Consider the following 26,022-nt stretch of genomic DNA (forward strand, 5'->3'; position numbering starts at 1 on the left):
ACGCTGGCTTCTTTTTTAAGCATTCATAATTGACACAGATATCACATTTCTATTTTACAATTTTGGCATAATCCTTTGCCTTAACCATAACTTACTGATTTAGCGAAAATTTGCATTGTTCAAGGCAGCTTTAAATTCAATTTTATTATGCTTGGCGATGGGATCTGCAAGTGCATTCGCAGATTCTCTACCGGAGCGTATAGACACTTTCATCGACTCGTTTGAGAAGAGTGATTCGATCGTTGTATACGACATTCGCAACCTTCAGTCAGACTATCCGACGCGTCTACTTACGCCTGAATCAATGCTTCCTCAGACTTCGGCTTACCCTCTACGAGATATCCAGAGGCTTTATCAGCTATCTCAAACCTGCACAGGAAAACTACCTCTAAGCCCTTTGGTTACGGAGCCCCTAGTGTTTACGCGTGCGATGTGTAAAGGGAATACGTTAAGCAGTAAGTGGTTTGCCCGAAGCTCATTAATTCACCCAGGTGGTGGGACTTATGCAAGTCGCTATGCTCAAGTATTTCCTGAAAAACAGGCGTCGCTTGAACAATATATGCATATAAAAGAAAGAGCGCTCGAGCCTGATGACACTCTGTTGGGCAGACTTCAGCGTATGAATGAAGAAACCATACTGTCACTCATTGCTGGATCCAGTATGTTTTTAGAGCAAGACGAATTGTGGTTGAGAAAAAATGACAACTACCTAGTGTATCCTTCAAACATTTGGATGCAGAGTATTGATGACGCAGGTCTTCAATTTACTGTAAGAAACAGCTCTGACAGTTGTTTTGTTCAACGTGGCAACTTGTGCTGGGATGTTAAAGACAGATCAGACATTCTCAGACTGAGTATGGTGGCTTTGGTTATCGCCAACATTTTGCTTGTCCTTGGTTGGTCGGTGTACCGCTGGAATACCAAGCGCAAAGATATGAAAAGTCGGATGCTCATTTTGCAGATTCTTACACATGAGCTTCGAACGCCTATCGCCAGTCTCTCTCTTACTGTTGAAGGTTTCAGGCGAGAGTTCGAGAAACTACCCGAATCAGTATATGATGAGTTCAGACGTTTATGTGAAGACTCACGACGCCTTCGTCAGCTCGCGGAGGCAAGTAAAGATTACTTACAATCTGACAGTAAACCTTTGGCTTCAGAATGGGTACCGTCCGTTCAGGAATGGTTAGAGTTTAAGATTGAAGAAGAGTTTAATGCGGATATAGAGTTCGTAATTAACGAAGATGTTGCGGCCAAGCTTAATGTATACTGGCTTGGAACGTGTATTGATAATTTATTAAGAAATGCAGTGAAATACGGGGTAGGCCCCGTGGTGTTGGAGGTAAAAACTTCCAACCAGATGCTCACTGTTAAAGTTATAGACCAAGGAAAGCTGAGCAAAAAGGACTGGCGTCATTTACGTAAGCCTTTTGTAAGCAAAAGTGGCCTTGGATTAGGTTTAACAATTGTTGAATCTATGGTCAGTCGAATGGGCGGTAAAATGTCATTAATCGGGCCACCAACAACGTTTATATTGGAGATACCTTGTGAAACAGACACTGCTTCTCGTTGAAGATGATAAAAACCTAGCAGATGGGCTTTTAGTTAGCCTAGAACAAGCGGGATACGAGTGTTTCCACTCAGAAACAATAGCTGATGTTGGGCAGTATTGGGAACAAGCCGATCTAGTGATTCTTGATCGTCAATTACCAGATGGAGACTCAGTAGAGCACCTAGCTGAGTGGAAAAAACTCAAAGACGTACCTGTAATCCTGTTAACAGCGCTAGTTACAGTAAAAGATAAAGTCGCGGGACTCGATGCAGGCGCCAATGACTATCTGACAAAACCGTTCGCAGAGGCAGAATTATTCGCCCGAATTCGTGCCCAGCTACGAACGCCTGAAAGCGAAAGTCAAGATGAGTCGAAAGTGACCACAGAGCATTTAGTTATAGACAAGTCAACACGCGAAGTGCTTTACAAACAGGAATCGATTACGCTAACACGAACTGAATTTGATCTACTACTGTTCTTAGCGAGCAATTTAGGACGGGTGTTCACACGTGATGAGTTACTGGATCATGTGTGGGGATACAACCATTTCCCGACGACACGTACCGTCGATACTCACGTATTACAGCTTCGCCAAAAACTGCCAGGCCTAGAGATAGAAACTCTACGTGGTGTTGGCTATAAAATGAAAGCGTAATGTTTAAACGTACTGCTATATTAGGTGCACTAATCTTTAGTGCACCTGCATTTACTAAAGATGTTCCTTGGTTTCAAAGCAATACGCCTTTGACTCAGGCGCACAAACATTTGCTCAACAGCGATCTTCCCGGGATGTTCTCTTCGCTAGTTGAAGTGTGGCAATTGGGAAAAAATCAAACCATCAACCCTCATTTGAATGAGCTTCTCCTTCAGTCCCTTGAGGTAGACTGCGGTAAATCGTTAGATACAAAACCGCTACCAGATTGGCTTAAAAGTGTTGTTGTCAAACAGACAGATATACAAAGTCCCGGTCGCGATTCCTATAGAGCCAGTGTTGAAGTAGAGTCAAGCGTTGCTGTTTCAGATGTTTCACTCACCAAATGGGTGTCACGCTCCTTAACGACCGATAACGTACTCTCATCAGTTCAACTCTCAGACACCGTCACGAAATATGTTAAGAGATATAATCTAAACAGCAGAATGACGATGGGCCTTTACCGAATTGATGTGACTGGCATTGATAATTCGATCTGGAGTTCTTGGTTAGTCCTAGGAGAATTTAAAGCGAAAGTGGCCGTTCGTTGGCAGTCGAAAGAACAATGGAAAGTTGAAAAAAACGCGCTACTAAATCCACATTGCCCGTTGCCTAAACTTGACGTTTCCTTATATGACTATGTTGAAGGTAAATATAATCGAGTTTGGGGAAAAGTCTATGAGTCTGACTATCCTAGCTCAATTGATTCAGGCGTTGTTCCCGCAGGAAGGTATGTTTTAGCTGTCGCCGTTAATCAAACACGCTGGCAAGGACCGATAGTTGTTGAACAATCCCAAACTATTAGTAAAACATATGATGTTTCGCTAGAGGAATAATTAAATTTATTGGACAATATGCCGACATAATACTAACAGTGATCTAACAAATTTATTTCGGTATGACAAAATTAATTAGAGTCCTCCCACTTTCCGTTGCGCTCTTTGCTTCGAGCGCGACTGCTGCCAATTATGCAATCGAAGCAAGAGGTGACGCGATGGGTGGAGTAGGCGTTGTATCAGCAAACTTTCTTACAGCCCCATTTTATAACCCAGCCCTAACAGCCATCTATCGCCGCAACGATGATCTCGGCATGATTTTACCTAGTATTGGTTTGACTTATAACGACCAAGACTCTTTCATCGACGATATTGATAAGGCAGCAGATCTTATTGACGAGGTGCAAAGCGACCCTAGCAAGGCTGGTGAATTAGAACAAGCACTCGACGATCTTCATGGCGATCAGCTCAAAGTTGAACTCGGAGGTGTTGTTGCATTTGCGCTACCTAACCGTTTTGTAGCCGCTAATGCCTTTGGTAAAGCCTATACAGAATCTTACGTGAGTCCATCTATTGCCGATACAGGAAATATCGTTGATGACGCCAATGATAGTAGAATTCAGGCGGTTTCTGTCGCAGTGACCGAAGTAGGGTTAGCGCTAGCAAAGTATCAAACGTTCATGGGGCAGCATATCGCCGTTGGCGTTTCTCCAAAATTGCAACGTATTTATACCTATGCATATGAAGCAACGCTCAAGGATTACGATCTAAAAGACGTCAGGGATAACTCCACGGGTGAAACAGTTTTGAATGCAGATGCAGGGTTTGTTTGGTTTTACGGTCCGTTGAGAGCCGGGATCTCAGCGAGTAATATAGTGGCGAGAGATATTGAAACGAAATCGATGCCATCAAACCCAAATCAAACGTACTCATATAAATTACGCCCAAGCTATACAGTAGGCTTTGGACTTGTCGCTGACTATGCCACGTTGAGTGTGGACTACGATCTGAATGAAGAAAAACGCTACACAGGGTTCGACGACAACACTCAAATGCTACGCGTTGGTGGCGAAATTGATCTGCTTCGCCAGCTTAAATTAAGGGCAGGGTGGAAGCGTAATCTAGCGTACGACAATTTAGACGATACATTAACCGCAGGTATCGGTCTTTCTCCGCTTAACTTGTTTCAACTAGATATTGGTGCGAGTTACACCAATGAAAACTCCATGGGCGGCTACATCAATTTCTTGACGAGCTACTAAAATCCATTTGTAGTGTTCTCCCATCCGTAATATAGTCGGCCTCTTAAAGAAATAGGGGCCTTTTTTATGTTTGATGAATTACCACAGCTCAGTCATGAAGAGCAGCAAAAAGCTGTAGAAAAAATTCAAGAGCTGATGGCGGAAGGAATCAGCACAGCACAAGCCATCAAAATAGTCGCAGAGCAGATTCGCGAAGAGGCTAAAAAGCGTTAATCCTAAAACCAGTACAGCTGAAACAACTCAATCCCAAGCATACGTCATAAGTATCTTGGGATTTTTTATGCCCATTTAAAACACTATAACTAAATTTGCTTCCCCAAAAACAAAAGTTCTCGATTACCTTTCTAAAATGTCATGGTTTATTTTTTTTGTAAATTAAGTTTAACCATGTCACCACACTAAAATTTCTTTGGTGAAATGCGATTTTATTTCTATATTTCTACTTAGTATCAATAACTTATGGTGGGTATTTGTTCTGAGTTCAATGTCGAAATCATACCGGTGTAATTAAATTACAAATAACTTTCTTTAATATAAACCAAGCCATTTACCGAAGCATAATAACCTGTATCATTACAGTGTCACATAAAAAGTCGCGATTAAGATTGTCTGGAGTGAATACTCAAGCAGTTAACCGGTTTGTTAGATCGTGATCCTATTACCGCGTAAAATCGTCTCAAATTTGAGCCTTTTTATAGATAGGAGCTGTATGAACCTGAGTTTTTTGTTTTTTATAAACTCGTTCAATTGGTCGGTATTCGCTTAAACCTACTGATATTTATCAAGTAACGGTGCTGTTGTTTTGCAGCAACCAACTGCAAGAATAGTCCAGTAAAGCGGTTTTACACTTCACTTGTTTTATATTCTGCCGTTACCTACGCTTTAGTGGTTATTGAAATTAATTTCTTTTTTGTCAATAAGGCATGTGCTCGTTAGAGCCCTTACGTAATACTATAAAAAGGAATTCAGAATGAAATATTCATTATTATTCGCGTTCTTAATAGCAGCAACCATGGCAGGGTGTGGCGGTGGTGGTGATGACTCCAGTACAAATACGAGCACTGAGAGTAAAACTGAAAGTAGTACTGATAGTGATACTGGTGGTGGTGATGATAGCCCCGACGGTGGTGACGATAATACTGATAGTGGCGATGATATCCCGGATGATGGTGATGATAGTCCTGACGGTGGTGACGACGGTACATCAGAACATGTGCTTGACGGCCTTTATTTAAATGATACAGATCTAGCAATATTGTTGATTGATTCTGATTTACCTACTCAATCAGTTTTATTTGGTGATTACTCGGGTAGTAACTCCGCTCTGATTAATGATTCACACGCTATCAGTGGTAATACGATGACGACTACCGGAGCTGCTATGTCGTCTTCTGGTACTTATTCTTATGACGCCAGTCTTGAAACTACAATTGACGCAACAATTGAAGGGGCGACAATTACTAGCACAATCGACGGTACAGGTTTTATTTATTCATTTAATCGTGTACAAGATAGCGCGCCGTTAGGAGATATTGTAGGTGAACATATCAACGGCGATGATGGTTCACTCTGGACTATCTATAGTGATTCAACGTTTATTGTTGTGGGTGGTACATGTACAGTGACAGGAACACTTGAAAGAGTGAAGTACTATTACATTGCTGATAATGTCGAAACCACAAACTGCGCCTCAGATCCTTTGAACGCTACAGATTACAAAGCACGTGTTGTGACAGTGGAACAATTTGGGTTCAAATATTTACTCGCAGTATTTATGAATGATTCAGCTGTTATTTTGGAAAGTACACTGTTGCAACCTCAATAAACAAACCAATAACACTTTGGTGTGTAAAAAGGATAATTAAGACAGGAGGTAAATTTTAAAATTCTTAACTTGTTTTATATTCCTCTGTTACCTACGCTCTAACTACAAGTGATATTAATGTCACTTGTAGTTAGAGCGTTTGGGTAATATTGTAAAAAGGAATTTAGAATGAAATACACATTGTTCTCTCTCGTTATAGCAGCAACCATAGCAGGGTGTGGTGGTGGTGACAGTGGTGGTAGTTCCAGTAATAGTACAGATGGTGGGACAGGTGGTTCAAGCAGTACTTCAGGACACGGGTTAGATGGTATTTACCTGAATAGTACCGACTTAGCAATATTGCTAATAGATACTGATTTACCTACTCAATCAGTATTTTTCAGTAGTTTCGAAAGTAGTAGTAGCTCTGTCTTAATTAATGATACCCACTCAATCAGTGGTAATACAATAACGACTAAAGGAGCAACTCTGTCGTTTTCAGGCACATATTCGCATGATGCAAATCTTGAGACCAAGATAGATGTGACCGATGATGGCGCAACAATGCGCGGCGTCATCAACAATACCAATTTTATTTTTTCGTTTGAACGCACTCAAGGTAGTGCACCTTTAGCTGATATTGTCGGTATATATACTAATCCTGATGACGCTTCAGTTTGGACGATCAATAGTGATTCAACGTTTACTGTTGTCGGTACATGTTTGGTTAGTGGTACTCTTAAACAAGTGAAGCACTATTACACTGCTGACAATGTTGAAACGTCGAATTGTATTGCTGACTCTTTAAATGCAACTGACTACAAAGCACATATTGTGACGGTAGAGCAATTTGGCATTAAGTATTTGCTTGCTGTATTAACTAATGACTCAGTTGTTATGTGGGGAAGTACGCCATTATTTCCGGAATAAACAAATCTTTAGTACGGCTTTTGTTTGAGGTGCTATATACCTCATCCTGCGATAACGTTGATTACTGTAAGGCTGCGTGATCCATTCGCTAGACTGGATACGCGTTTTTAGTTCAGTTCTGTTGACTTAACTTTTCCAACTCCAGCACTGTGAATTGCTTCTGATGCGTTTTTGTTGTTGCTCGAACTCTTCTTGCTGCTGCTGGGCAAATTTTAAGGCTTGTTGGCGACGGTTTGAGTCTGTTGAACGTGCTCGAGCTTATCGAAGGTTTTGAAGTCCAGCTTTCTATGACTGTAAACAATATGTCCTGAGCAAAAATCCGAAGTAAATAAGGACTAGTGATTGTATGCTAAGGAGACATTTTAACTTTGTGACATTACAACTTTGCTCTCATGCGCCGGGTGCGCATTACGTGCATTATGTTAAATGTCATCAAGAAATAATAAGGGAGTGTCCACACTCCCTTTTCTATTTCCTATACAGTATCTACTTATGGCATTTCTAGATTCGGTTAAACATAATCTATTTACCATAAAATACCTAATAATCAGTTGGTTAATCGTTGATTATCCAACCGACTATTAGCCACCTGCAAGTTTGACTGTAAAACCTTTCTTCTCTAAGTGAGCTTTAATTTTATCGCGTGCGTCACCCTGAATTTCGATTGTGTCATCTTTAACAGAACCACCACAGCCACATACTTTCTTAAGCTCTGCAGCTAATAGTTTTAGTGGCGCGTCATCAAGGTCTAACCCAGAAACCACACACACACCTTTGCCTTTGCGGCCTTTAGTTTGTCTTTGAATGCGTACGATGCCATCGCCTTTGGGACGTTGGACTTTCTCTTCTTCTGGTTTAATGCGACCAACTTCGGTCGAATATACTAGGCTCATAGTAACTTACTTCATCTGTTGCTTTTCAGCTCTTTGCTTGGCCTGTAAGTATGCCTCGATGTGCTTTTGAATGGCAAGTTTTCCCCCTTTAATTAGTTGGCCATTAAACAAGCAGTACCAACCGTTAGCTTCCCCGGTGTCATTTTTCAACAGGTAGCCGTTAAAAACTTCTTGTCTAGCCCCTTGAGCCTGCTTTTGTGCCGCTAACGAGCTAAATTCTTTAGGATCAATAATAGAAGCTGTATCACAAAACCAATCGATGCTTTTCTTAACTGCAGCCATGCTACCTGACAACAGATGTTTTTTAATTTGAACTTGCCAGACTTCGCTTGAATTCCCGACAGTTTTGAGGATAAAACCTCGATAAGAAGCTGCGGCCATAGTTATCATTTCCTAGAGATAAGTTTTTTAATGATAATTGTATATCCATCATTATCAAGTATATTTATAAAAAACTGATAGTTAGCATGCTGTAAAATGAGAAAGAAGATACGCCCCATTGAAGACGCTGATGAAATAAAACGCCTAATACGACTATTCTCGCGACATGTAACCTTAGAGCATGTAATAGAATTAACGGATCAGCAATATTCACATAATTCCGTTTTGGCAATGACAAAAGATTGGAACTTATTCGTAGAGTTTTGTACTCACAAAGGCGTCGTTCCAATCCCTGCAGCTACAACTGCTCTACGTATGTTTATTGAGAAAGAGTCAGCTAAACGCAAATACGCCACCATTAAACGTTACCTTGTCACTATAGGTTTATTTCATAGGATTCTAGGTGTTTCAGACCCGAGTGCGCACTCTAGCGTAAAGATTGCTATATCGAAGATTCGTTTGAATAAGACTGGTGATGCTAAAGCAGCGACTGCATTTGAGCGCAAGCACTTGAATGAAATAACTAAGTTGCTTAGTAATTCAGAACATGCTCGGGATATTAGAAACTTAGCGATGTATTATTTAATGTTTGAATGCCTATTGAAACGAAGCGAATTAAAAGCACTCTCAATGGCGCAACTAATGATTAAAGATGATACTACATTGGTTTCGGTTGGTCAGAATTTGTACCCACTATCCACTAATGCCAACGAATTTCTTTCAAAATGGCTAAAAATTAGAGGATCAAATGGTTCCATAATCTTTACGGCTATCGACAAACATGGGAACGTAAACGATGAACCATTAGATGACTCATCGATATATCGTATTTTGCGTAGCGCAAGCGACAAACTTAGATTGGATCTAAAGTTCTCGGGCCAATCTTTGCGCGTTGGTGCTGCGAAAGAGTTAGCAAGACAAGGGAATAAAGTTAAAGATATTCAGCATCATGGTCGATGGCTTAGCGCGGCAATGCCGTATTACTACATTGGCAATAAAGTACAAGCAGATGCTGAAAGAATGGTATTTAAACGTTTTAAACCTTGGGATTAGAGTGAACTTCTTACACAATCAGCCAAGAAGTCTGAAAATCTATGTCCGTTATGCTCTAACATCTTAGGGAACATCGAAATAGGCGTCATCCCCGGGAAGGTGTTAACTTCGTTTAAATAAATGTTCCCGTCAGGTGTTAGAAAGAAATCAATACGAGACAAGTGACGCAGTTTCATCTGAGTAAACACTTTTTCTGAGCTTGCTTGGATTAAATCAAGCTGCTCATCTGTCAGATTCGTTGCCTCTACTTCTGTTGTAGAATGACTTGCTGCACTGTACTTTTCTTCATACGTATAGAAAGCATCTTCCGGTGCTTTAATCTCACCTGGCTTACTAATATAAAGTTTCCCTTGGTATTGATACGCAGCCACTTCTAATTCGCGCGGTTTCACTGCTTGCTCTACCAACACTTGATCCGAGTATTGGAATGCATTATCTAAAGCTGGTTTAAGATCGCTTAGACTGCACACTTTATAGCAACCTACCGATGAGCCTTGTCGTGCTGCTTTGACAAAAATTGAACCCCACTGGCTTAACGCTTGCTGGCTTTTATCAAGTGAACTTGCATTATTTTCAGACAAGAATATGTATGGCGTATTTGGGATACCTAATGCGTCATACCAAAGTTTTGAAGTAATTTTGTTAAAGCTATTGGTGCTCGCTTCTGGACCACAGCCTAAATAAGGGATACCTGACAGCTCCAACATAGACTGGATATCTCCAGTTTCACCAGGATAGCCATGTATACACGGTACGACAAAATCAATTTTTGTTGACTGCTCTTCTGTATTTAACGTGCCTTTGTTTGTATCAAGGTATGCTAGTTTACCTTCATCAGTGAACCAACCATCCGAGTTCATTTCAACGCGAACAACGTTAAAATCTGGTGTTTTTGCTAACTGTTCTTGAACAAAGTTTGCGGACACTAGAGAAACTTCGTGCTCTGAAGAGCCGCCTCCGCATAGAAGTAATATTGTCGTATTTTTCATTAAAAAATCTTTCCGTGATACAACAGGTGTATTAATGGCCTCATGATAATAGAAAGCTCAGGAAGTTACACGATTTTAACGTCAAATCGAAGTTATTATCATGTAACTGACCAATAATTACACACAAAAAAAAGGGGCAGTTCCGCCCCCTACTTTGAATCAGTTAAGTTTGTTTAGATTCGGGTATTCTGAATTTTTGATTGAATCAATACTTTTTACGAATGGCTTCAGAGTGCGGAAATCTGACGGAAGTTGAGCGATTGCGGCTTGTGCTTCGCTGCGAGTTGCGTAATCACCGAATAAGATGGTGTACCACTTTGTGCCGTTGACCACTTTATAATTTTCCCAAATAGGTTGCTCATGTTGTGGCAGCTTTCTAGCGAACTGGTCCACTTTCACTTGGTCGCCTACCGCCACAACTTGAATAGTGTAACCAAATCGAGCGTTCATAGAATTTTGTTTTACGCTAGGAGGCGTAATAGACACCGACGGTTTTGTTTTTGGCGTCACTTTGACAACTTGCTTCTCGGCTATAGGTGCCGTATTTACTACGTTAGGTTGAACATTTTGTTCCGCGACTTTTGGTTGTGATAGAAGCGGTTTCTCAACCTTCGCTGTACGATAATCTTCTCGGTGACTCTCTGATTTAACGTCAGTGATGTACTCGCTAGAAATACAACCCGATAAAACAACAGATAAACCAACAATAGCGATTTTTTTCATGAAATTTTCAAACACTTTAAGCAACAAATTACCTTAAATCATGCCGTTAGACCGCCATAGAATCAACCCAACTTCGTAATTATCTGACTATACACTGTGACACATGGCACAAACTTAATCAGTCAAGCAGTGATCAGATTAAAACTACTCCAATTCTTTTGTGTTTTGGATAAAAAGCTTGGGTACGATAGGTTCATATTCTCGTCTGGAGCTACGTTATGAGTCAATTGACGCCACTGCTCAAACCCCAATCCGTCGCTATTGTCGGGGCTTCAACCAAGCCAATGAGCGCGGGCAACATTATTATGAAAAACTTGCTTCACGGCGGATTCGAAGGCGTAATTATGCCAGTGACACCTACCCATTCGGCGGTGTGTGGCGTTTTAGCTTACCGAACCATTGCTGAACTTCCGATTGTTCCTGATGTTGCTATTGTTTGCACCAATGCAAAAAGAAACGTCCAGATATTTCACGACTTAGCGGCTAAGAAAGTCAAAGCCGTTATTGTCCTCTCGGCTGATATGCATTTCTCATTAGACAATGGCGACAGTATCCAAAATAAATGCCTAAAGATTGCCAAATCCGCGGGTATGCGAATACTAGGCCCAAACAGCTTGGGGCTACTGTTACCTTGGGAGAACTTTAACGCGTCTTTCTCACCAGTAACGGCACAAAAAGGTAAAATCGCCTTTATTTCTCAGTCTGCTGCTATGTGTACCACGATATTAGACTGGGCAAATGACAAGAATATTGGTTTTTCAGCGTTTGTGTCTTTAGGAAATGCGCTAGACATAGACTTTGCTGACTTACTCGATTATTTAAGTACAGACACGCATACTGAAGCGATCCTGCTTTATGTCGATACCATTAACGATGCTAGACGGTTTATGTCTGCAGCTCGAGCGGCGTCTCGCAATAGGCGCATTCTGGTGCTCAAAGGCGGAAGAACCGCAGCCGGCCGCGCAGCCGCCAAAGTGCATACTGGTGGTAGCGACACCTTAGATATTATTTACGACTCGGCAATTCGTAGAACAGGTATGCTCCGAGTTAAGAACTCACACGAACTATTTGCCGCAGTAGAAACACTCACTCACTCTGTGCCACTTCGCGGTGAACGGCTTGCGATTATTACGAACGGTGGTGGCCCCGCAATTATGGCGGTTGACGCATTACTTGAGCGCGGTGGAAAGTTGGCGAGACTCTCACCCGAAACCATTGAGTCACTCAGTGATATTCTTCCACCTAGCTGGAGCCACAGCAATCCAATAGATATTGTTGGCGATGCCGATCACACTCGCTACATTAGTGCGCTTACTACGATTATGGATGCAGACTGCGCCGATGCCATCTTAATTATGCACAGCCCTTCCGCTGTGGCACATTCTGAGCAAACGGCTCAAGCTGTCGTTGATGCTATAAAGTCACACCCAAGATACAAGCGCTTTAACATTCTAACTAACTGGTCGGGTGAACAAACGGCCAAACCCGCGAGAGATATATTAACGCAAGCAGGCATTCCAACTTATCGAACGCCCGAAAGCGCTGTTATAGCCTTTATGCACCTTGTGGAGTACAGAAGAAACCAAAAGCAGTTAATGGAGACACCAACAACTGCAGAACCTGTGCACATTGCTGAGCTTAACGAAGCAAAAAAATGGATAGAAGAAAAATTACTGGATAAATATACAGCATCTTTGGATACACACCAGATCGGCCCCTTCTTAAAGTGTTTTAATTTTAATGTGCTCCCTACTTGGATTGCAGACGACGTCAGTGAAGCTGTGCATGTTGCGGAACAAATCGGTTACCCGGTCGCTGTTAAACTGCGTTCGCCAGATATCGCACATAAATCTGATATCCAAGGTGTGATGCTCAACCTACGAAATCGCACGGAAGTCGCCAATGCTGCAGAAGCGATACTCGATCGCGCAAAACTTTCTTATCCGTCGGCCAACATTCACGGTTTGTTAGTTCAAGGCATGGCAAAGCTGGCAGGTGGTGAAGAAATTAGGATCAAAGTCAAAACTGATGAGACATTTGGCCCAGTAATACTGCTAGGACAAGGTGGTTCAGAGTGGGACGAATCAATGGATGCAGCCGCTGCTCTTCCCCCTTTAAACATGGCTCTGGCCCGCTATTTAATTGTCAGAGCGCTGAGAAAAGGAAAGATACGTTTACAAAAACTGCCGGAACCGATGGATGTACACGGATTATCCGAATTGCTCGTGCGTATCTCACAAATGGTTGTAGATTGCCCACAAGTCCATGAACTGGATATACATCCACTATTAGCAAATGGTCGCACTTTCACCATATTAGACGCCGACTTAATTTTGAAACGATATGAAGGTGGCGCTCAGGAACGACTTGCTATCAGACCTTACCCGGTTGAATACGAAGAGATCGTAACCCTTAAAACAGGTGATGAGGTATTGCTTCGCCCTATCCTTCCTGAGGATGAACCGCTCCATGCTGAGTTCATTCATAACGTGACAAAAGAAGACCTTTACAAACGCTTTTTTACGGATGTTGGTGAATTTAATCACGAGGCATTGGCGAATCTTACTCAAATTGACTATGACAGAGAAATGGCGTTTGTGGCCGTCAGGAGTGGTTCTTCAGGTACTGAAATCATTGGTGTATCTCGTGCGCTGATCAATCCCGAAAATACCGATGCTGAGTTTGCAATACTGATACGCTCAGATCTGAAAGGTGGAGGTTTGGGTAAACTGCTGATGCGTAAGGTCATCGATTACTGCCGTCAGAAAGGAACCAAACAGATGTCTGGAATGACAATGCCAGCAAACCGTGGAATGCTCATGCTAGCTCAAAAGATGGGCTTTAAATTAGATGTTCAATTCGAAGATGGTGTGGCGGATATGGTCCTTCCGCTCAACGAATAGCAAAACTCATGTTCGGGTGGAGAAAAACGTCTCCACCCAGCACTAGACTTACATTTTAGAGTAGTGCTTGAAGTTTTTTTGTAGATACTGAATACACCAGGATTTGGCTTCACCAATTTTGCTCCTTTTCCAAGCAAGGATTACTTCAATAGGCTGTGACTCTGTTCCTGATATTCGCTTAATACGCCCTTGTGCAATCAGTTCAGCCGCGAGTTCTTTAGGCAGCGTACCGATACCCAGCCCTTTTTCGATAGCAGAAACTTTGGCAGCAAAATTGGTCACCGTTAAGCGAGGCTGTTTTTGTGTCACATTCACACTGATAGGAGGTTGTTCCCGAGCCGTATCCGCAATCGCAATCATACGGTACTTCTCCCGAGCCTCGTTGTTGAATTCTCCCGAACGCTTATGCACATAGTGGTCAGTTGCGGCAACCCAAACCATTTCCATACTTCCAATCGTCTGAGATTTTACGTCGTGTGGTAGTATGTCCATCTTGGGGCACACTAACAAATCGGCACGGCCATCGTTAAGTGACTCCCAGCACCCCGCCAATATCTCTTCCTGTAATTTCACTCGTGTTGAACTGACTTTTCCCAGCTCATCGACCATTGGAAAAAAGTTTTCAACAGGAATAATCCCATCAAACGCTAAAGTGATATCCAGTTCCCAGCCATTCGCCAACAAGCTAGCATCATTAACAAGCTTCTGAGTAGCGGAAAGAATAGTACGCCCGCGCTCCAAGATGAGCTTTCCGGCATCTGTAAAGTTTGCTTTATGACCCGAACGATCAAAAATCATGATATCGAGATCTTGTTCCAGTTTCTGTATTTGATAACTCAAAGAGGAAGGAGCGCGATCTAGCTCATTGGCCGCAGAAGCGAAGCTGCCTCTTCGATCAATGGCATCCAGAATGTGTAGTGCTTCTAATGTTATTGGACTTTGCACGTTGTTACCCCTCACCTACAACAAACAAATCGGTGCTGTTTTAGCGTATTCGAATCAAGCATTTAAACACAATATTTGCTGAATTTTAAACACTCTCGAAGAATAACACCCAAACAAGTTGAATAGTCGAGCTCAGAGTTTCGCTTAGGCGCTAGATTAATTATAAGAGGTAAAGTCTACTAGTAGTGTCAACTTTTAGCTGTGCTTACGACAGGATGTGGCTAAGATTTCAGATATAAGACTGGACATGTGAAACGCTGACCTTATAGCGTCAGCAGGAAATAACAGATATTAAAAACCCCTCATACTGCGAGGGGTTTTACATACATTATTCATCAAAAGGAAAAGAAAAATGGGATGAATGTGTATTATTTTGCGCTTGCCATCTCTTTTTTGACCATGACTGCTGCTGCAACGATGAAAGCGACAATTAGTGCTAATTCCATGACGACCCTCTGCTGAAATGTTGGAAAAACCGAATTGAAACTGCGGGTATTCTAACAGATTAAAAAAGCAAAGATAGGTGCTAAAAAGATTTTTAGGTTTTTTATCGATTCAGATCAAATTTGGCGCGGTTTTGCCTGTTTTAAACAACTTTCCATGTGCATTTAACTTATAAACTTGTAATTAACTGTGTTTTTTACTGAGTTACTTCATTGTAACTTTACCGCCTATCATCTTATATGCTGGTGTGCCTCGCACCAGGGTATCTCTAGCAAACTCAAGCTTACAATTAGGACAGTGGCATGGCGTGACAGTATAATCTTCTACGATCCTTTCCTTAAAACACTTTACCAAAGCACCTTTTCCACCTTTCCTGTACTTAAACAGTTTTGTTTTACACTTTGCACAGTAAATATCGACCGTTTTATTAGGTTGTTTCTTATTAGGCTTCGCCATTTGGTACTCAATTCATCAGTTCGTGGGCTTTACCCAAACTTTGCTAAAATCGAACCACCCTAACGCATTACATTTTGCATTCTGTAGTTCACCACACTGATCCTGACTGACGCCAAGCCAACAATGAAACATTGGTATGATTTGCTTTTTCTCAACCAGTGATTCTCCCAGTTCTTTGGCTGGGAAGTTGGAATGTTCTTCAGATTGCCATTTTTCAACAATACTTACCCAATCAGAGAAATCTTCACTGTTACTTAAGTTAGAAATATCACTGTAGTTTAATAGCCATCCTGCCAGTGCATCATCTCTATTACTGGATATACCCATTGGCTTTACCCAGATATCAATTTCCTCGACATTAGGTGCAAAAAGGTCATATTTAACGAATTCAACATCTAGATTATCTTGCTTTAACAGTGTTTCGATGCCTTTAACCAAAGTAGGAAACATTGGATGCTGAGCATGATAAGCAATGGTCACTTTGCGATATGAAGGTGGTGACACATAATGTCCGCTGCGGGTATGGTGGTACCAGCCAGGTTTCAATCCGTATGCGGGTAGTACGCCCAAATCGATGGCTTTCTGCTGAGGTAACTGCTGGAACAGATTCAAAGACGCTAGACGCAGGCTGAAATAATTGGCCCACTCCTCTGATTTTGCCAAGCCACTTTTGCGGTTGAGTAACAAGAAGGTACAGCCTGGGTCCAGCTCTACTTCGTCACTGAATGTACCGGTTTTAGGCTTAATTGGGTTCGCTAAACTTGGAAAGACCAACGAAGAATGGACATTGTCTATTACCCAAATTTCAATACTATCCAATAGCGCTCTAAAGCCAAAATACCCTTCAAAAGCCTGAAGAATTAATCGCTTATCATCATTTTGGGTCACTTTATATGGCCCCGTGCCGATTGGAAACTGATCGTAGTTGTCACCTCTTTCACTTTCTGGCAAAAGAATCTTCGCGCACGATTCAGCCAGTAGAAGAGGTAAACGATAATCCGGCCTATTCAGCGTAATATCAATTTCTAAGCGCTCAGATGACGTCACATCTTCAATGTGTGAAAACAGCTGTTTCTGTTTGAGGCAAAGTAGAGATTCGATCACACTGTCCGTTGTCAACAAATCGCCATTGTGGAAACGAACGCTTGGCCTGAGGTAAAACTTCCAGTGGGTCGGAGACACCATTTCCCAAGTATGAGCGAGATCTGGCATCAGGTTTTCATTTTCGTCTAAACGCGTTAACCCGCTGAATATTTGGCTGATAATATGCTGTTCAGAACGTCTGAATTGAGTTTTGGGATTAAGAACAGTGAGTGGACGATAGTAAGGAAGTCGTACGACTTGAAGCCCTTCTCGTTGCTGGATTCCAAGATAGCTTTCAATAACTTGAGCAAGCTTTGATGTGTCTTGGTCCAACACTTTCAACGCTTGCCCTATTTTTCCCTCTTCAAGATAGCGTTTTGCAAGGTTTTCGCTTACATCCGAGCGGCTTCTCTTGAATACGAGCTGAGAGAGTTTTCCACGCCCCGGCGCGGGATGCCACTCAATCCAGCCTTCTTCTTCCATTTTGTTCAGTACAATTCGCGCATTTCGCCTTGTACAAAATAGTATTTCAGTTATTTCTTCGAGCTGGATGCCACAATCTTGCCCTTTATAATGTTCAAATAAGGTTTCGAACTGTACTCGAAGACGTGGGCTACTCATAAAGGGGAAATCTCATAAATAAAATATTACTCTTAGTTTCCCTATTTAAATAAAAGAATCAAGAGCAACACGCACTTACTGAACATCACAACCCATTTCAGAGGCAATTTTTAACAATTGAGATTCACTATCGAGTTTGATTGACCACTTTGTCTCACTTCCATTCGCGGCAATCACGTTCGCTCCGCGTCCGATTAACTGAACAGCGTCAGTTTGCGCTTGTAATGTGACCATATGTTGCCCCAACAATTTTACGACGATTTCATGCGGGGTAACGATAACTTTGCCACCTGTAAACTCGACGATCATTGTTTGCTCTCTAGCGTTTGTTTCACGTTGCGTTTTTTCTGAACTGAAATCGTCAAGCGGCTGGTGCATACGAGTCGCTCTCGCTCATCAGTAATATTGATTTGCCAAACCTGAGTTGAAACACCTAAGTGGATTGGATTTGCTCGACCAATGACTTTCCCTTCTCTCATAGAGCGGACATGGTTGGCGTTGATGTCTAAGCCGACGCAAAACGAGTCGTCATCCACGCAAAAATTAGCCGCAACCGAGCCAAGAGTTTCAGCGAGAACAACCGACGCGCCACCGTGTAACATGCCAAGAGGCTGGTGTGTAAATGAACATACTGGCATCGTAGCCTCAATAAAATCGTCGCCAAGACTGGTATAAATAATATTTAAGTGCTCTATCAGCGTATTTTCAGAGGTAGCGTTAAGGCGTTCTAGATCGATTGGGCGTTTCCAGATTGTCATACTGATTTCCAAAATGTTTGATTACAATGCATTCTAACCTAATGCTATGATTAGAAAAGATATTGATACTTAAATGGAGATTTCAATGCGCAATTGGCTAAAGTTGACCGTATTAACGGCAGCAATCGGTATTACTGCGTGTAGCTCATCGCCAACTGGACGAAATCAAATACTACTGTTTTCTGACCAAGATATGAACAGTTTAGGTGCTCAATCTTTTGAACAGATGAAGAAAGATCAAAAAGTGAGCACAGATACAAAGACAAATGCGTACGTCCAATGTGTTGCGAATAGCGTGACGCGTTATGTGCCTAAACAAGGATTTACTGATTGGGAAGTGGTTGTATTTGACAGTAAACAAGTGAATGCTTTTGCACTGCCTGGCGGTAAGATCGGCGTATACACGGGGCTACTAAAAGTCGCAAAAAACCAAGATCAACTTGCGACGGTCATAGGCCACGAGATCGCTCACGTGCTAGCTGACCACAGTAATGAACGTCTATCGCAAACGCAATTAGCGAATACCGGCCTCCAAATCACGAGTTTCGCGATTGGCTCATCTGGATATGCTCAGTATCAAAGTGCGACTATGGCCGCGCTGGGTTTGGGCGTGCAGTATGGGGTGTTGCTTCCTTACGGTCGAACTCAAGAGTCAGAAGCCGATATCGTTGGTTTAGAGCTAATGGCAAAGGCAGGCTTTAATCCAAATGAAAGCATCAGCTTGTGGAGAAACATGGCGGCCGCTTCAGGTGGCGGTCAACCACCAGAGTTGCTATCAACTCACCCGTCTCACGATACTCGTATTAAAGATTTAGCCAATGAAATTAAACGACTACCTAATTATGGTACGTCACGTCCGAATTGCTCATAATCGTAAGCTCAGAAAGACTACGCAGGGAATGATAGTTCCCTGCATTTTCTGATGTATCCAGTATTAGCTTAAGTACCTAGTATCAGTAATGGCAATTGAAGTAACTGATCACCAGTCCCTGCAAAATACCAGATGATCCCAATTAGCCCTGTAACAAGAGCAACATACCAAATGGCGGATACAATTTGACCATAACGATCAAGCGGTAATAAATGGCTGTTGTGTCGCCCACGCCACTCTAGGACAATTTCCAACGTGCCCATAATCAGTAAGAATCCAAATAGCGTTAAACCAAGCGAATAGCTCAGTACAACTCCACCTAGCGCTGCAGCGGTACAAAGTACAATTCCGGCCACGCTATTCATTGAAAAGCTAATACTTTTAAGAACATGTCCCCCATCGAGCGGCAATATAGGTAGCAAGTTGAACAAATTTAAAAAGGCGTTAAAAACCGCCAATCCAGCGAAGAAAATCTCGCCCGTTGCCCAGTAAGCCAAGACAAGAATAATTGACAGTACTAGGCCAAACATGGGCCCCATAATAGAAATAACGACATCTTGCCAACGGGTATTAATCTTTTCATCGCTAAGAGCCAATCCACCTAAGAATGGAACGAGATAAATCCCTTTCGTTTTCATCCCAAAGTATTTCATTGCTTTAACATGACCATATTCGTGAAATACCAAGCAAGCTAATAGTGCAAGGGCGAACTGGAACGAAAACAACCAGGAATAAGCCGCTAAACTCGCTGAAGCCAGAACGACTTTGATTAACTTTGCACTTTTCAGTGCTTTCATCCCAAGAGAAACTAGCCCGATTAAGCTAAAGCGTTTCTCTGCAACAGGCTTTGTGAATGGTGTCTGTTTTTCAATGTCTTTGGTATCTCGGCGACCTTCAGAAACCAACTGATTATTTAATGTGGTGCGATACTCAATAAGAAACGGTTGCCACTCTAGCGATGCGTCTAGCCGACAATTCAGTTCTTCATCTCCATTGAGTAGCTTAAATTCATGTACGCTTTGACTGCCTCTTTCTGAGTCAGCATTAAGTTGCGATACCAGTTGGTTATCCCAGAAAAGTTGCTGCCAACCAGCCATCGAACCTTCGAGTCGTAGCGGCTTCCCTAAAAAATCAATCGAAAGTAATTCCAACGTCTAACCTATTATGTGGGATCAATAAACGCCCATATTATGCCTTTCGAACCCTACGAGGTAAAGGTTTCCCACTGCCTTTAAGTGACAATGTCACATGATGTAAGCGACTGATTTATAACACCGCCTCCATTGCATTTAGCTTTAAAGTGTAACAGGTTTTTTCAGCGCAAAACGTAATGAGAAAGTGAATGCCCCTTTATTTTTACAGAATAAAGTGCATAATAGCGCCCTTAATTAACACCTATAAAATGTGAGTCCTTTATGTCTTCTGAAGCTACAATGCTAGAACGTTGCGAATCTAAATGTGAACTGTGTGCTGCTGATGCACCGCTAACTGCCTATGCAGTTCCTCCTCACAGCCATGCGACTGTAGATACAGCGATCATGGTATGTGACAAATGTTTAGGTGAAATCGAAGACCCTCAGGATATTAATCACTGGCGTTGTTTGAGCGACAGCATGTGGAGCCAAGTTCCAGCGGTGCAAGTCACAGCATGGCGTCAGCTTACGCGCTTGAATTCAGAATCTTGGGCTCAAGATGCTCTGGACATGATGTACATGGAAGAAGAGCAGATGAACTGGGCGATGACTGGTATGTCTGATGATGATAAGACTCTTGACTGCAACGGCACCGAACTTAAAAAAGGTGACGATGTAACGGTAATTAAAGACTTACCAGTGAAAGGCACCAACCAAGTAATCAAACAAGGTACGGTTATTCGTGGTATCAGCTTAGGTAGCGATCCAAAGCTAGTGTCTGGCAAAGCGAATGGTGGCCAGTCTATGTACGTGATTGCTGAATACTGCCGTAAGAAGTAACCATAGCAAATCTAATCCATAAAAAGGCGCTCTCTAGCGCCTTTTTAGTATCTTGAGCTTGTAACCGTTATTCAAAGATACAAAAAAGCGCCAGCAGTTGCTGACGCTTCTTAGTTAACGGTATATACCGATATCTTTTTGTAGATGACTAGATAAATCATTCGCATAGTAAGTGCGAGGAGTGTCATCAGTAAAAAGAATATCCAGTAAATGTGCAATCAATCCTTTGAAAGAAACCGAGTAGGTTTTTTTGTCCATAGAGATAGGAGCGTTAATAGTTCCAATTTGCATTGTCTGTGCCATGATTGCCTCTCTATAAATCGTATGATTCGTTTCGTTGAGGCAATATTATTCAATAACTTACTGTTTAAAAAATGACAAAATTTGATTTTTTGGATTAGTTTTTCTAATAAAACAAGTCGTTAACAAGTGAGATTTTAGTTATTCACGGATAATGCCTTATATTGCTTATTTATCCAAAATAACTGATTTAAATATGTGTGCTGGGGATAAAACTAAGGTTTAGATCACAAATACTTTACACATTCAATAACTCACATTTGCGTTCTAACTCGTAATTTTAATTAGTTTAACTATCATCAACTTCATGCATTTAAAATGCACTGAAGTGAATCTTAAGGAATAAACGATTCCATTCTGTTCATTGGATATTGGAATTAAAAAGGAGCACATAAGTGCCCCTCTCTGTTTGTCTGTGTCGTGCCCACGTCAGTTAGCCACTTACTTCGATGAAACAATCAGTATTCGCCCGTGCTGACGGTTGGAACTGCGCTTGTAACGGTTGAGTATGTTGGGATCATCTTTCAACAAAGCGATAAAACAATCAGCCATGGATACGGAGGTGACAAGCCCTTCACCTTTCATATTCGTCATCGCTTCGTAACCCTCTTTACCTTTCATTGTGTACGCTGAGGATGTGCCCACATAGTAGCGTTCATTATCAATAGGCAGCCAACCCGCTCTCTTATCCAATATCTGTAAATTTGAGACACGCTGCCCCATAGGTGCGTGGTAATGATACTCGTATCTAAGGTTGTACGTATACGGATAAGAACCGTCTCCCGTCCCTTCAACGCCGTTATTCAACGCATTGTTAATCGCACCTTCAATGGACGCCGCAATGTCTCTACCTAGGATTTCGTAGACTCCGATTGGAACGGCGAACGGCAGTAATTTCCCCGCAATATCTGCAACAGACACAGCGCCTGGGTTTAGCGAACTTCTTACGCCACCTGCGTTATGAATGGCAAACTCTATCGGGTGACCATCTTGACTCATTCGATACGCAAAAGATTCGGCGACAATCGGAGCGAGTTCACTTGGACCATTATCGTCTGGCACTCTTACATGACGATGAGCATGAGAAGCGCTCGCTATGACGTCACGTTGTAACTTTCTAACTTGGGAGGTGTATTTATCAAGTAACAATTGCTGCAGTTCAGGATCTTTCTTACATACCAACACGTTAGGGTGATGATCGACGAATTCTCTCGCAATCTTGTACGGATTCTCATCGCAAGATTCACTCATACTTGCATCTAGAAAGATACGTCTACCGAGTAGTAACTCATTTTTACCATTAAAGGATACAACGCGCCCATCCGAGGCAAACTCAACATCGCAATGGCCCATGCTCAGCGCATGAAACCCTGCTTGCACAATGTAAGTGTTGTTTACTCTCACACCATAAGGGTCATCTTTTTTCAGACCTAAATCACTGAAGTCACCCTGTAACCTATGGCTATGACCGCCAACGATAACGCTGATACCATCCACTTGAGAGGCCAGCTCTAAATCGGATTCGTACCCCATGTGGCTAAGAAGAATAATCTTGTTGATACCTTGGCTACGAATCGCACTGACCGTTGCTTTGGCTGTCTCGATGGTGTTAACAAATGGAGTATCAGGATCTGGATTGGAAATGTCTTCCATCTTATCCAGAGCTAACGAGAAGATAGCAATTGGCTCGCCTTGAGCTTGTTTTACAATCCAGTTTGCCTGCTTTTTGTCAGCGTTGTATGGGTAAACCTTGGAGTTATCTTTAATAGTAACCAGTTTGTTTGGGTCTTCGTTACTTAGATCCCAATTCCCAGCGAGCAGCGGAAAACGAATCTGTTTTGCAAATCGTGCAACGGGCAAGTTACCCATATCTAGCTCATGGTTTCCTAGCGCCATCGCATCTATGCCTAACTCATTAAGCATCACAGCATTCGCTTCACCTTTGAATATGGAGAAGTAGAGTGTCCCTTGAAAGCAATCTCCAGCATGCAGAAAGATAAACTCTTGCCCATCTTGAACTGCCAGTGCCTGAAGCTGTTTCTTTCTTGTTGCTATTCGAGCAAAACCGCCTGCACTCACGTAAGGAGTGAGTTCAAGGCCTTCAATGTTGAGTGTAAGCTGGAGTGACGTTGGCTCGAAGTAAGAATGTGTATCGTTGATGTGGACCAGTTTAATCTTAGCTGGCTTGTTCTTATTATTTGTCATATTTTTTTCTCTTTGCATGAGCTACATCCTATCGCACCATCTATGACAAATTCATTAACTTTCACAAATTATTGTTCCAGTTTTGGCTCGTTTGGCGGCTTAGAATCCGTATTTGAATGAGGTTTATAGGTATCAAAAAAGTTGGTTTGTGACGTAACCTTCTGCTTATATGAGGATTTTCTATTATGCTTAACAATAACGTAGCTCATTCAAGGTTTGTATATGCTGCTAGAAAGGATCGAAATTTCTGGATTTCGTGGTATCAAGCGACTATCTATCGCATTTGACGAGCTCACCACACTCATAGGTGAGAATACTTGGGGCAAGTCTTCTTTATTAGACGCTTTGTCTGTTGCTCTTCCCCCTGATGGTAAGCTCTATGAGTGTGAGCTGTCAGATTTTCATGTCGACTACTCGGTCTCCCACCCACAAACTCAGCATTTACAAATCGTGCTCAGTTTCATTTCGACAGATAAACAAGAACTTCGCTCGGGAAGATACCGAAAAATCAGACCCGCATGGGTGCATAATGCAGAAGGCACAAGCAGAATTATTTACCGTCTTAGCGCAAGCAGAGTGGATTACAGCATTGAAACCCACTACACGTTTTTGGATCACGATGGTAACACACTTAAGTTGCATCATTCCGATAAACTCGCGAAAGAGCTTATGACCCTACATCCTGTTATCAGACTAAAAGACTCGCGACGCTTCGAGCGCCCTATTTCTAGTGACGTGAACATAAATGCACGTATAGAAAAGCGTATCAATAATACCTGCCGACGCTTAATGGCCGTTCCTGGCCACGTAAATAAAGGAGAAATGAGAAGCGGCCTTAACTCAATGGAGACCTTGGTTAACCACTATTTTTCTTATAAACCAACCTTACGAAAAAATCCGAGAAAGCCACGCGATGGTATCTTTTACAATTCATCACCAAGTGGTAAAAGCCTTTCTCAAATCGTATCTGAGACCAAGGATAAACAAACCCGCTTATTGTTTATGGGACTTTTAAATGCTTATCTACAAGCCAAAGGCCCGACAGATCTTAGGCGCTGCGCTCGACCCATTTTGATCCTAGAAGATCCTGAAGGTCGGCTACACCCGACTCACTTGGCTAGGGCTTGGAGTCTACTACAACTTCTTCCTATGCAGAAAATTCTAACAACAAACAGTGGACATTTGTTAGGACAAGTCCCTATGTATTCTATCCGTCGTTTAATCCGTCAGTCAGATAGAACCATTACTACGTTTCTGCCTTCGCAAAAGTTTGGTCGCGATGAATTAAGGCGTATTGGATTCCATATTCGCTTCCACAGACCCGGTGCCCTATTTGCTCGTTGCTGGCTTCTGGTTGAAGGCGAAACCGAAGTATGGTTATTTAATGAGTTGGCGAGCCAATGCGGCTACGACTTGGCTGCGGAAGGTGTACAAATTATAGAGTTCGCACAATCTGGGCTTAAATCACTGATAAAAGTGGCCAAAGCGTTTGGGATTGACTGGCATGTCGTTACCGATGGCGATCCAGCGGGCAAAAAATACGCAGCAACGGTTCGAACTCTATTGGGACACGACCAAGAGCGTCACAGATTAACGGAATTGCCCGATAGAGATATAGAGCATTTTCTTTACAATCACGGCTTTGAATCCTTCTTTAAAGATAAAGTGAAGATACCGTTAGACCATCCAATACCGGCTAAAAAAGTGGTCACTCGAGTACTGAAGAAATTCGCAAAACCTGATCTTGCTTTGGCGATCGTTTCTTACAGTGAAGAAAAAGGCATGGAAAGCATACCAATACTTCTACGCTGGACGCTAAAGCGGGTCGTCACCATGGCAAATGGAAATACGTAAAATAGAAAAGCGGCATTAACAGATTGTGTTAATGCCGCTTTTAAAACAGATAGAACCAATAGGGTTAGCTAGCTGCGAGATGGTACCTCAGACATAGGCTGAGATTGTTTAGATTTTTGATGAACCCATAAGCCACTCGCTTTCATTAGATAGCCAAAGATACCACCTAAAATGAGTGATGGGATCACCAATTTCCAGTTTCCATCAGACGCGAAAGTTGCGCAGCTGCCGATAAATGTACCCGGAATGTAAGCAAGCCAAGACTGCTTGGCCTGAATGCACATCAAAAAGGCAACGATTGCGGTAATGACATAGCCCATAATCTCTAACGAAGCGAATTGTGAAGCGTGAATGATCACCATCGCCCAGAATACGCCTGTCAAGTTGGTAACCAAACTTTCAGCCAGACCTTTCAGACCATCATTAGGGGAAGCAAAATAACTGGTACACCCCAAAAATCCTGCCCATGACAGTAAGCCTAAGGAAATGGCCACCCATCCCCACAGACCAGACAAAATTCCTGTTGTTAGTGAAATTGCAACTAATGTGCTCATACTG

The 26,022-nt window shown here is 42.2% G+C and carries 25 protein-coding genes; 12 read left to right on the forward strand and 13 right to left on the reverse strand.

The window, feature by feature from the left end; all coding sequences use genetic code 11:
* The first annotated feature begins 157 nt into the window (after positions 1 to 157).
* From vxrA to NP165_RS13380, 7 genes are all read left to right on the forward strand, one after another.
* Complete coding sequence (vxrA, locus tag NP165_RS13350) at positions 158 to 1,570, forward strand: sensor histidine kinase VxrA (protein WP_257086220.1); 1,413 nt, start codon at positions 158 to 160, stop codon at positions 1,568 to 1,570.
* Positions 1,545 to 2,204 (forward strand): response regulator transcription factor VxrB, encoded by a 660-nt coding sequence (gene vxrB, locus NP165_RS13355; RefSeq protein ID WP_257086221.1) that lies wholly within the window; start codon positions 1,545 to 1,547, stop codon positions 2,202 to 2,204. The genes vxrA and vxrB overlap by 26 nt, the downstream gene beginning before the upstream one ends.
* Complete coding sequence (locus NP165_RS13360) at positions 2,204 to 3,076, forward strand: DUF2861 family protein (protein WP_257086222.1); 873 nt, start codon at positions 2,204 to 2,206, stop codon at positions 3,074 to 3,076. Before vxrB ends, NP165_RS13360 begins: the two co-directional genes overlap by 1 nt.
* A 62-nt stretch (positions 3,077 to 3,138) precedes the next feature.
* Positions 3,139 to 4,278, forward strand: a complete 1,140-nt coding sequence (traF, locus tag NP165_RS13365) for a conjugal transfer protein TraF (protein ID WP_257086223.1) — start codon at positions 3,139 to 3,141, stop codon at positions 4,276 to 4,278.
* Between the two features lie 66 nt (positions 4,279 to 4,344).
* Complete coding sequence (locus NP165_RS13370) at positions 4,345 to 4,491, forward strand: YoaH family protein (RefSeq protein WP_257086224.1); 147 nt, start codon at positions 4,345 to 4,347, stop codon at positions 4,489 to 4,491.
* A 757-nt stretch (positions 4,492 to 5,248) separates the two neighbouring features.
* Positions 5,249 to 6,103, forward strand: a complete 855-nt coding sequence (locus tag NP165_RS13375) for a hypothetical protein (RefSeq protein ID WP_257086225.1) — start codon at positions 5,249 to 5,251, stop codon at positions 6,101 to 6,103.
* Between the two features lie 168 nt (positions 6,104 to 6,271).
* Entirely contained in the window at positions 6,272 to 7,012 is a 741-nt protein-coding gene (locus tag NP165_RS13380; RefSeq protein ID WP_257086226.1) for a hypothetical protein, read from the forward strand.
* Between the two features lie 581 nt (positions 7,013 to 7,593).
* Here the strand turns inward: NP165_RS13380 and yciH are convergent.
* Together yciH and NP165_RS13390 are read right to left on the reverse strand one after the other, a co-directional pair.
* Entirely contained in the window at positions 7,594 to 7,905 is a 312-nt protein-coding gene (yciH, locus tag NP165_RS13385) for a stress response translation initiation inhibitor YciH (RefSeq protein ID WP_257086227.1), read from the reverse strand.
* 6 nt (positions 7,906 to 7,911) lie between these two features.
* Positions 7,912 to 8,286 (reverse strand): DUF3319 domain-containing protein, encoded by a 375-nt coding sequence (locus tag NP165_RS13390; RefSeq protein ID WP_257086228.1) that lies wholly within the window; start codon positions 8,284 to 8,286, stop codon positions 7,912 to 7,914.
* Positions 8,287 to 8,382: 96 nt separating this feature from the next.
* On the opposite strand from NP165_RS13390, the gene NP165_RS13395 reads away from it, so the two are divergent.
* Positions 8,383 to 9,339 carry a tyrosine-type recombinase/integrase gene (locus tag NP165_RS13395; protein ID WP_257086229.1) on the forward strand — a complete coding sequence of 319 codons (957 nt, stop codon included), beginning with the start codon at positions 8,383 to 8,385 and terminating at the stop codon, positions 9,337 to 9,339.
* Here NP165_RS13395 and NP165_RS13400 read toward each other — a convergent pair.
* Together NP165_RS13400 and NP165_RS13405 are read right to left on the reverse strand one after the other, a co-directional pair.
* Entirely contained in the window at positions 9,336 to 10,328 is a 993-nt protein-coding gene (locus NP165_RS13400) for a D-alanine--D-alanine ligase (protein WP_257086230.1), read from the reverse strand. The genes NP165_RS13395 and NP165_RS13400 overlap by 4 nt on opposite strands.
* Before the next feature lie 159 nt (positions 10,329 to 10,487).
* Positions 10,488 to 11,051: an SPOR domain-containing protein gene (locus NP165_RS13405; RefSeq protein ID WP_257086231.1), complete on the reverse strand. Its 564-nt coding sequence runs from the start codon at positions 11,049 to 11,051 to the stop codon at positions 10,488 to 10,490.
* Between the two features lie 218 nt (positions 11,052 to 11,269).
* Between NP165_RS13405 and NP165_RS13410 the strand changes: the two genes are divergently transcribed.
* Positions 11,270 to 13,954, forward strand: coding sequence for a bifunctional acetate--CoA ligase family protein/GNAT family N-acetyltransferase (locus tag NP165_RS13410; protein ID WP_257086232.1), 2,685 nt, complete (start codon positions 11,270 to 11,272; stop codon positions 13,952 to 13,954).
* 48 nt (positions 13,955 to 14,002) lie between these two features.
* Here the strand turns inward: NP165_RS13410 and NP165_RS13415 are convergent, their stop codons facing one another.
* The 5 genes from NP165_RS13415 to NP165_RS13435 form a co-directional block, all read right to left on the reverse strand.
* Entirely contained in the window at positions 14,003 to 14,899 is an 897-nt protein-coding gene (locus NP165_RS13415) for a LysR family transcriptional regulator (RefSeq protein ID WP_257086233.1), read from the reverse strand.
* A 648-nt stretch (positions 14,900 to 15,547) separates the two neighbouring features.
* Positions 15,548 to 15,799 (reverse strand): hypothetical protein, encoded by a 252-nt coding sequence (locus NP165_RS13420; RefSeq protein WP_257086234.1) that lies wholly within the window; start codon positions 15,797 to 15,799, stop codon positions 15,548 to 15,550.
* A gap of 15 nt (positions 15,800 to 15,814) precedes the next feature.
* Positions 15,815 to 17,503, reverse strand: coding sequence for an SgrR family transcriptional regulator (locus NP165_RS13425; RefSeq protein ID WP_257086235.1), 1,689 nt, complete (start codon positions 17,501 to 17,503; stop codon positions 15,815 to 15,817).
* A gap of 75 nt (positions 17,504 to 17,578) precedes the next feature.
* On the reverse strand, positions 17,579 to 17,812 hold the full coding sequence (locus NP165_RS13430) for a DUF3389 domain-containing protein (RefSeq protein ID WP_257086236.1): 234 nt from the start codon (positions 17,810 to 17,812) through the stop codon (positions 17,579 to 17,581).
* Positions 17,809 to 18,261, reverse strand: coding sequence for a hotdog fold thioesterase (locus NP165_RS13435; protein ID WP_257086237.1), 453 nt, complete (start codon positions 18,259 to 18,261; stop codon positions 17,809 to 17,811). Before NP165_RS13435 ends, NP165_RS13430 begins: the two co-directional genes overlap by 4 nt.
* 85 nt (positions 18,262 to 18,346) lie before the next feature.
* On the opposite strand from NP165_RS13435, the gene NP165_RS13440 reads away from it, so the two are divergent.
* On the forward strand, positions 18,347 to 19,132 hold the full coding sequence (locus NP165_RS13440; RefSeq protein ID WP_257086238.1) for a M48 family metallopeptidase: 786 nt from the start codon (positions 18,347 to 18,349) through the stop codon (positions 19,130 to 19,132).
* 68 nt (positions 19,133 to 19,200) lie between these two features.
* Here NP165_RS13440 and NP165_RS13445 read toward each other — a convergent pair whose 3' ends face one another.
* Positions 19,201 to 20,283 carry a site-2 protease family protein gene (locus NP165_RS13445; protein WP_257086239.1) on the reverse strand — a complete coding sequence of 361 codons (1,083 nt, stop codon included), beginning with the start codon at positions 20,281 to 20,283 and terminating at the stop codon, positions 19,201 to 19,203.
* 264 nt (positions 20,284 to 20,547) lie between these two features.
* Between NP165_RS13445 and NP165_RS13450 the strand changes: the two genes are divergently transcribed.
* The gene (locus NP165_RS13450) at positions 20,548 to 21,105 is read left to right on the forward strand and encodes a PhnA domain-containing protein (protein ID WP_257086240.1); all 558 of its coding nucleotides are present in this window, start codon (positions 20,548 to 20,550) and stop codon (positions 21,103 to 21,105) included.
* Positions 21,106 to 21,219: 114 nt separating this feature from the next.
* Here the strand turns inward: NP165_RS13450 and NP165_RS13455 are convergent, their stop codons facing one another.
* Together NP165_RS13455 and NP165_RS13460 are read right to left on the reverse strand one after the other, a co-directional pair.
* On the reverse strand, positions 21,220 to 21,408 hold the full coding sequence (locus tag NP165_RS13455; RefSeq protein WP_257086241.1) for a hypothetical protein: 189 nt from the start codon (positions 21,406 to 21,408) through the stop codon (positions 21,220 to 21,222).
* A 438-nt stretch (positions 21,409 to 21,846) separates the two neighbouring features.
* A complete protein-coding gene (locus NP165_RS13460; protein ID WP_257086242.1) occupies positions 21,847 to 23,610 on the reverse strand; it encodes a bifunctional metallophosphatase/5'-nucleotidase in 1,764 nt (587 codons plus the stop codon).
* Between the two features lie 222 nt (positions 23,611 to 23,832).
* Here NP165_RS13460 and NP165_RS13465 point away from each other — a divergent pair, with 222 nt between their 5' ends.
* The gene (locus tag NP165_RS13465) at positions 23,833 to 25,464 is read left to right on the forward strand and encodes an ATP-dependent endonuclease (RefSeq protein ID WP_257086243.1); all 1,632 of its coding nucleotides are present in this window, start codon (positions 23,833 to 23,835) and stop codon (positions 25,462 to 25,464) included.
* 68 nt (positions 25,465 to 25,532) lie between these two features.
* Here NP165_RS13465 and NP165_RS13470 read toward each other — a convergent pair whose 3' ends face one another.
* Positions 25,533 to 26,018, reverse strand: coding sequence for a DUF1097 domain-containing protein (locus NP165_RS13470; protein ID WP_257086244.1), 486 nt, complete (start codon positions 26,016 to 26,018; stop codon positions 25,533 to 25,535).
* Positions 26,019 to 26,022 lie beyond the last annotated feature (4 nt).

This window comes from Vibrio japonicus (genome assembly GCF_024582835.1).
GTDB classification, from domain to species: Bacteria; Pseudomonadota; Gammaproteobacteria; order Enterobacterales; family Vibrionaceae; genus Vibrio; species Vibrio japonicus.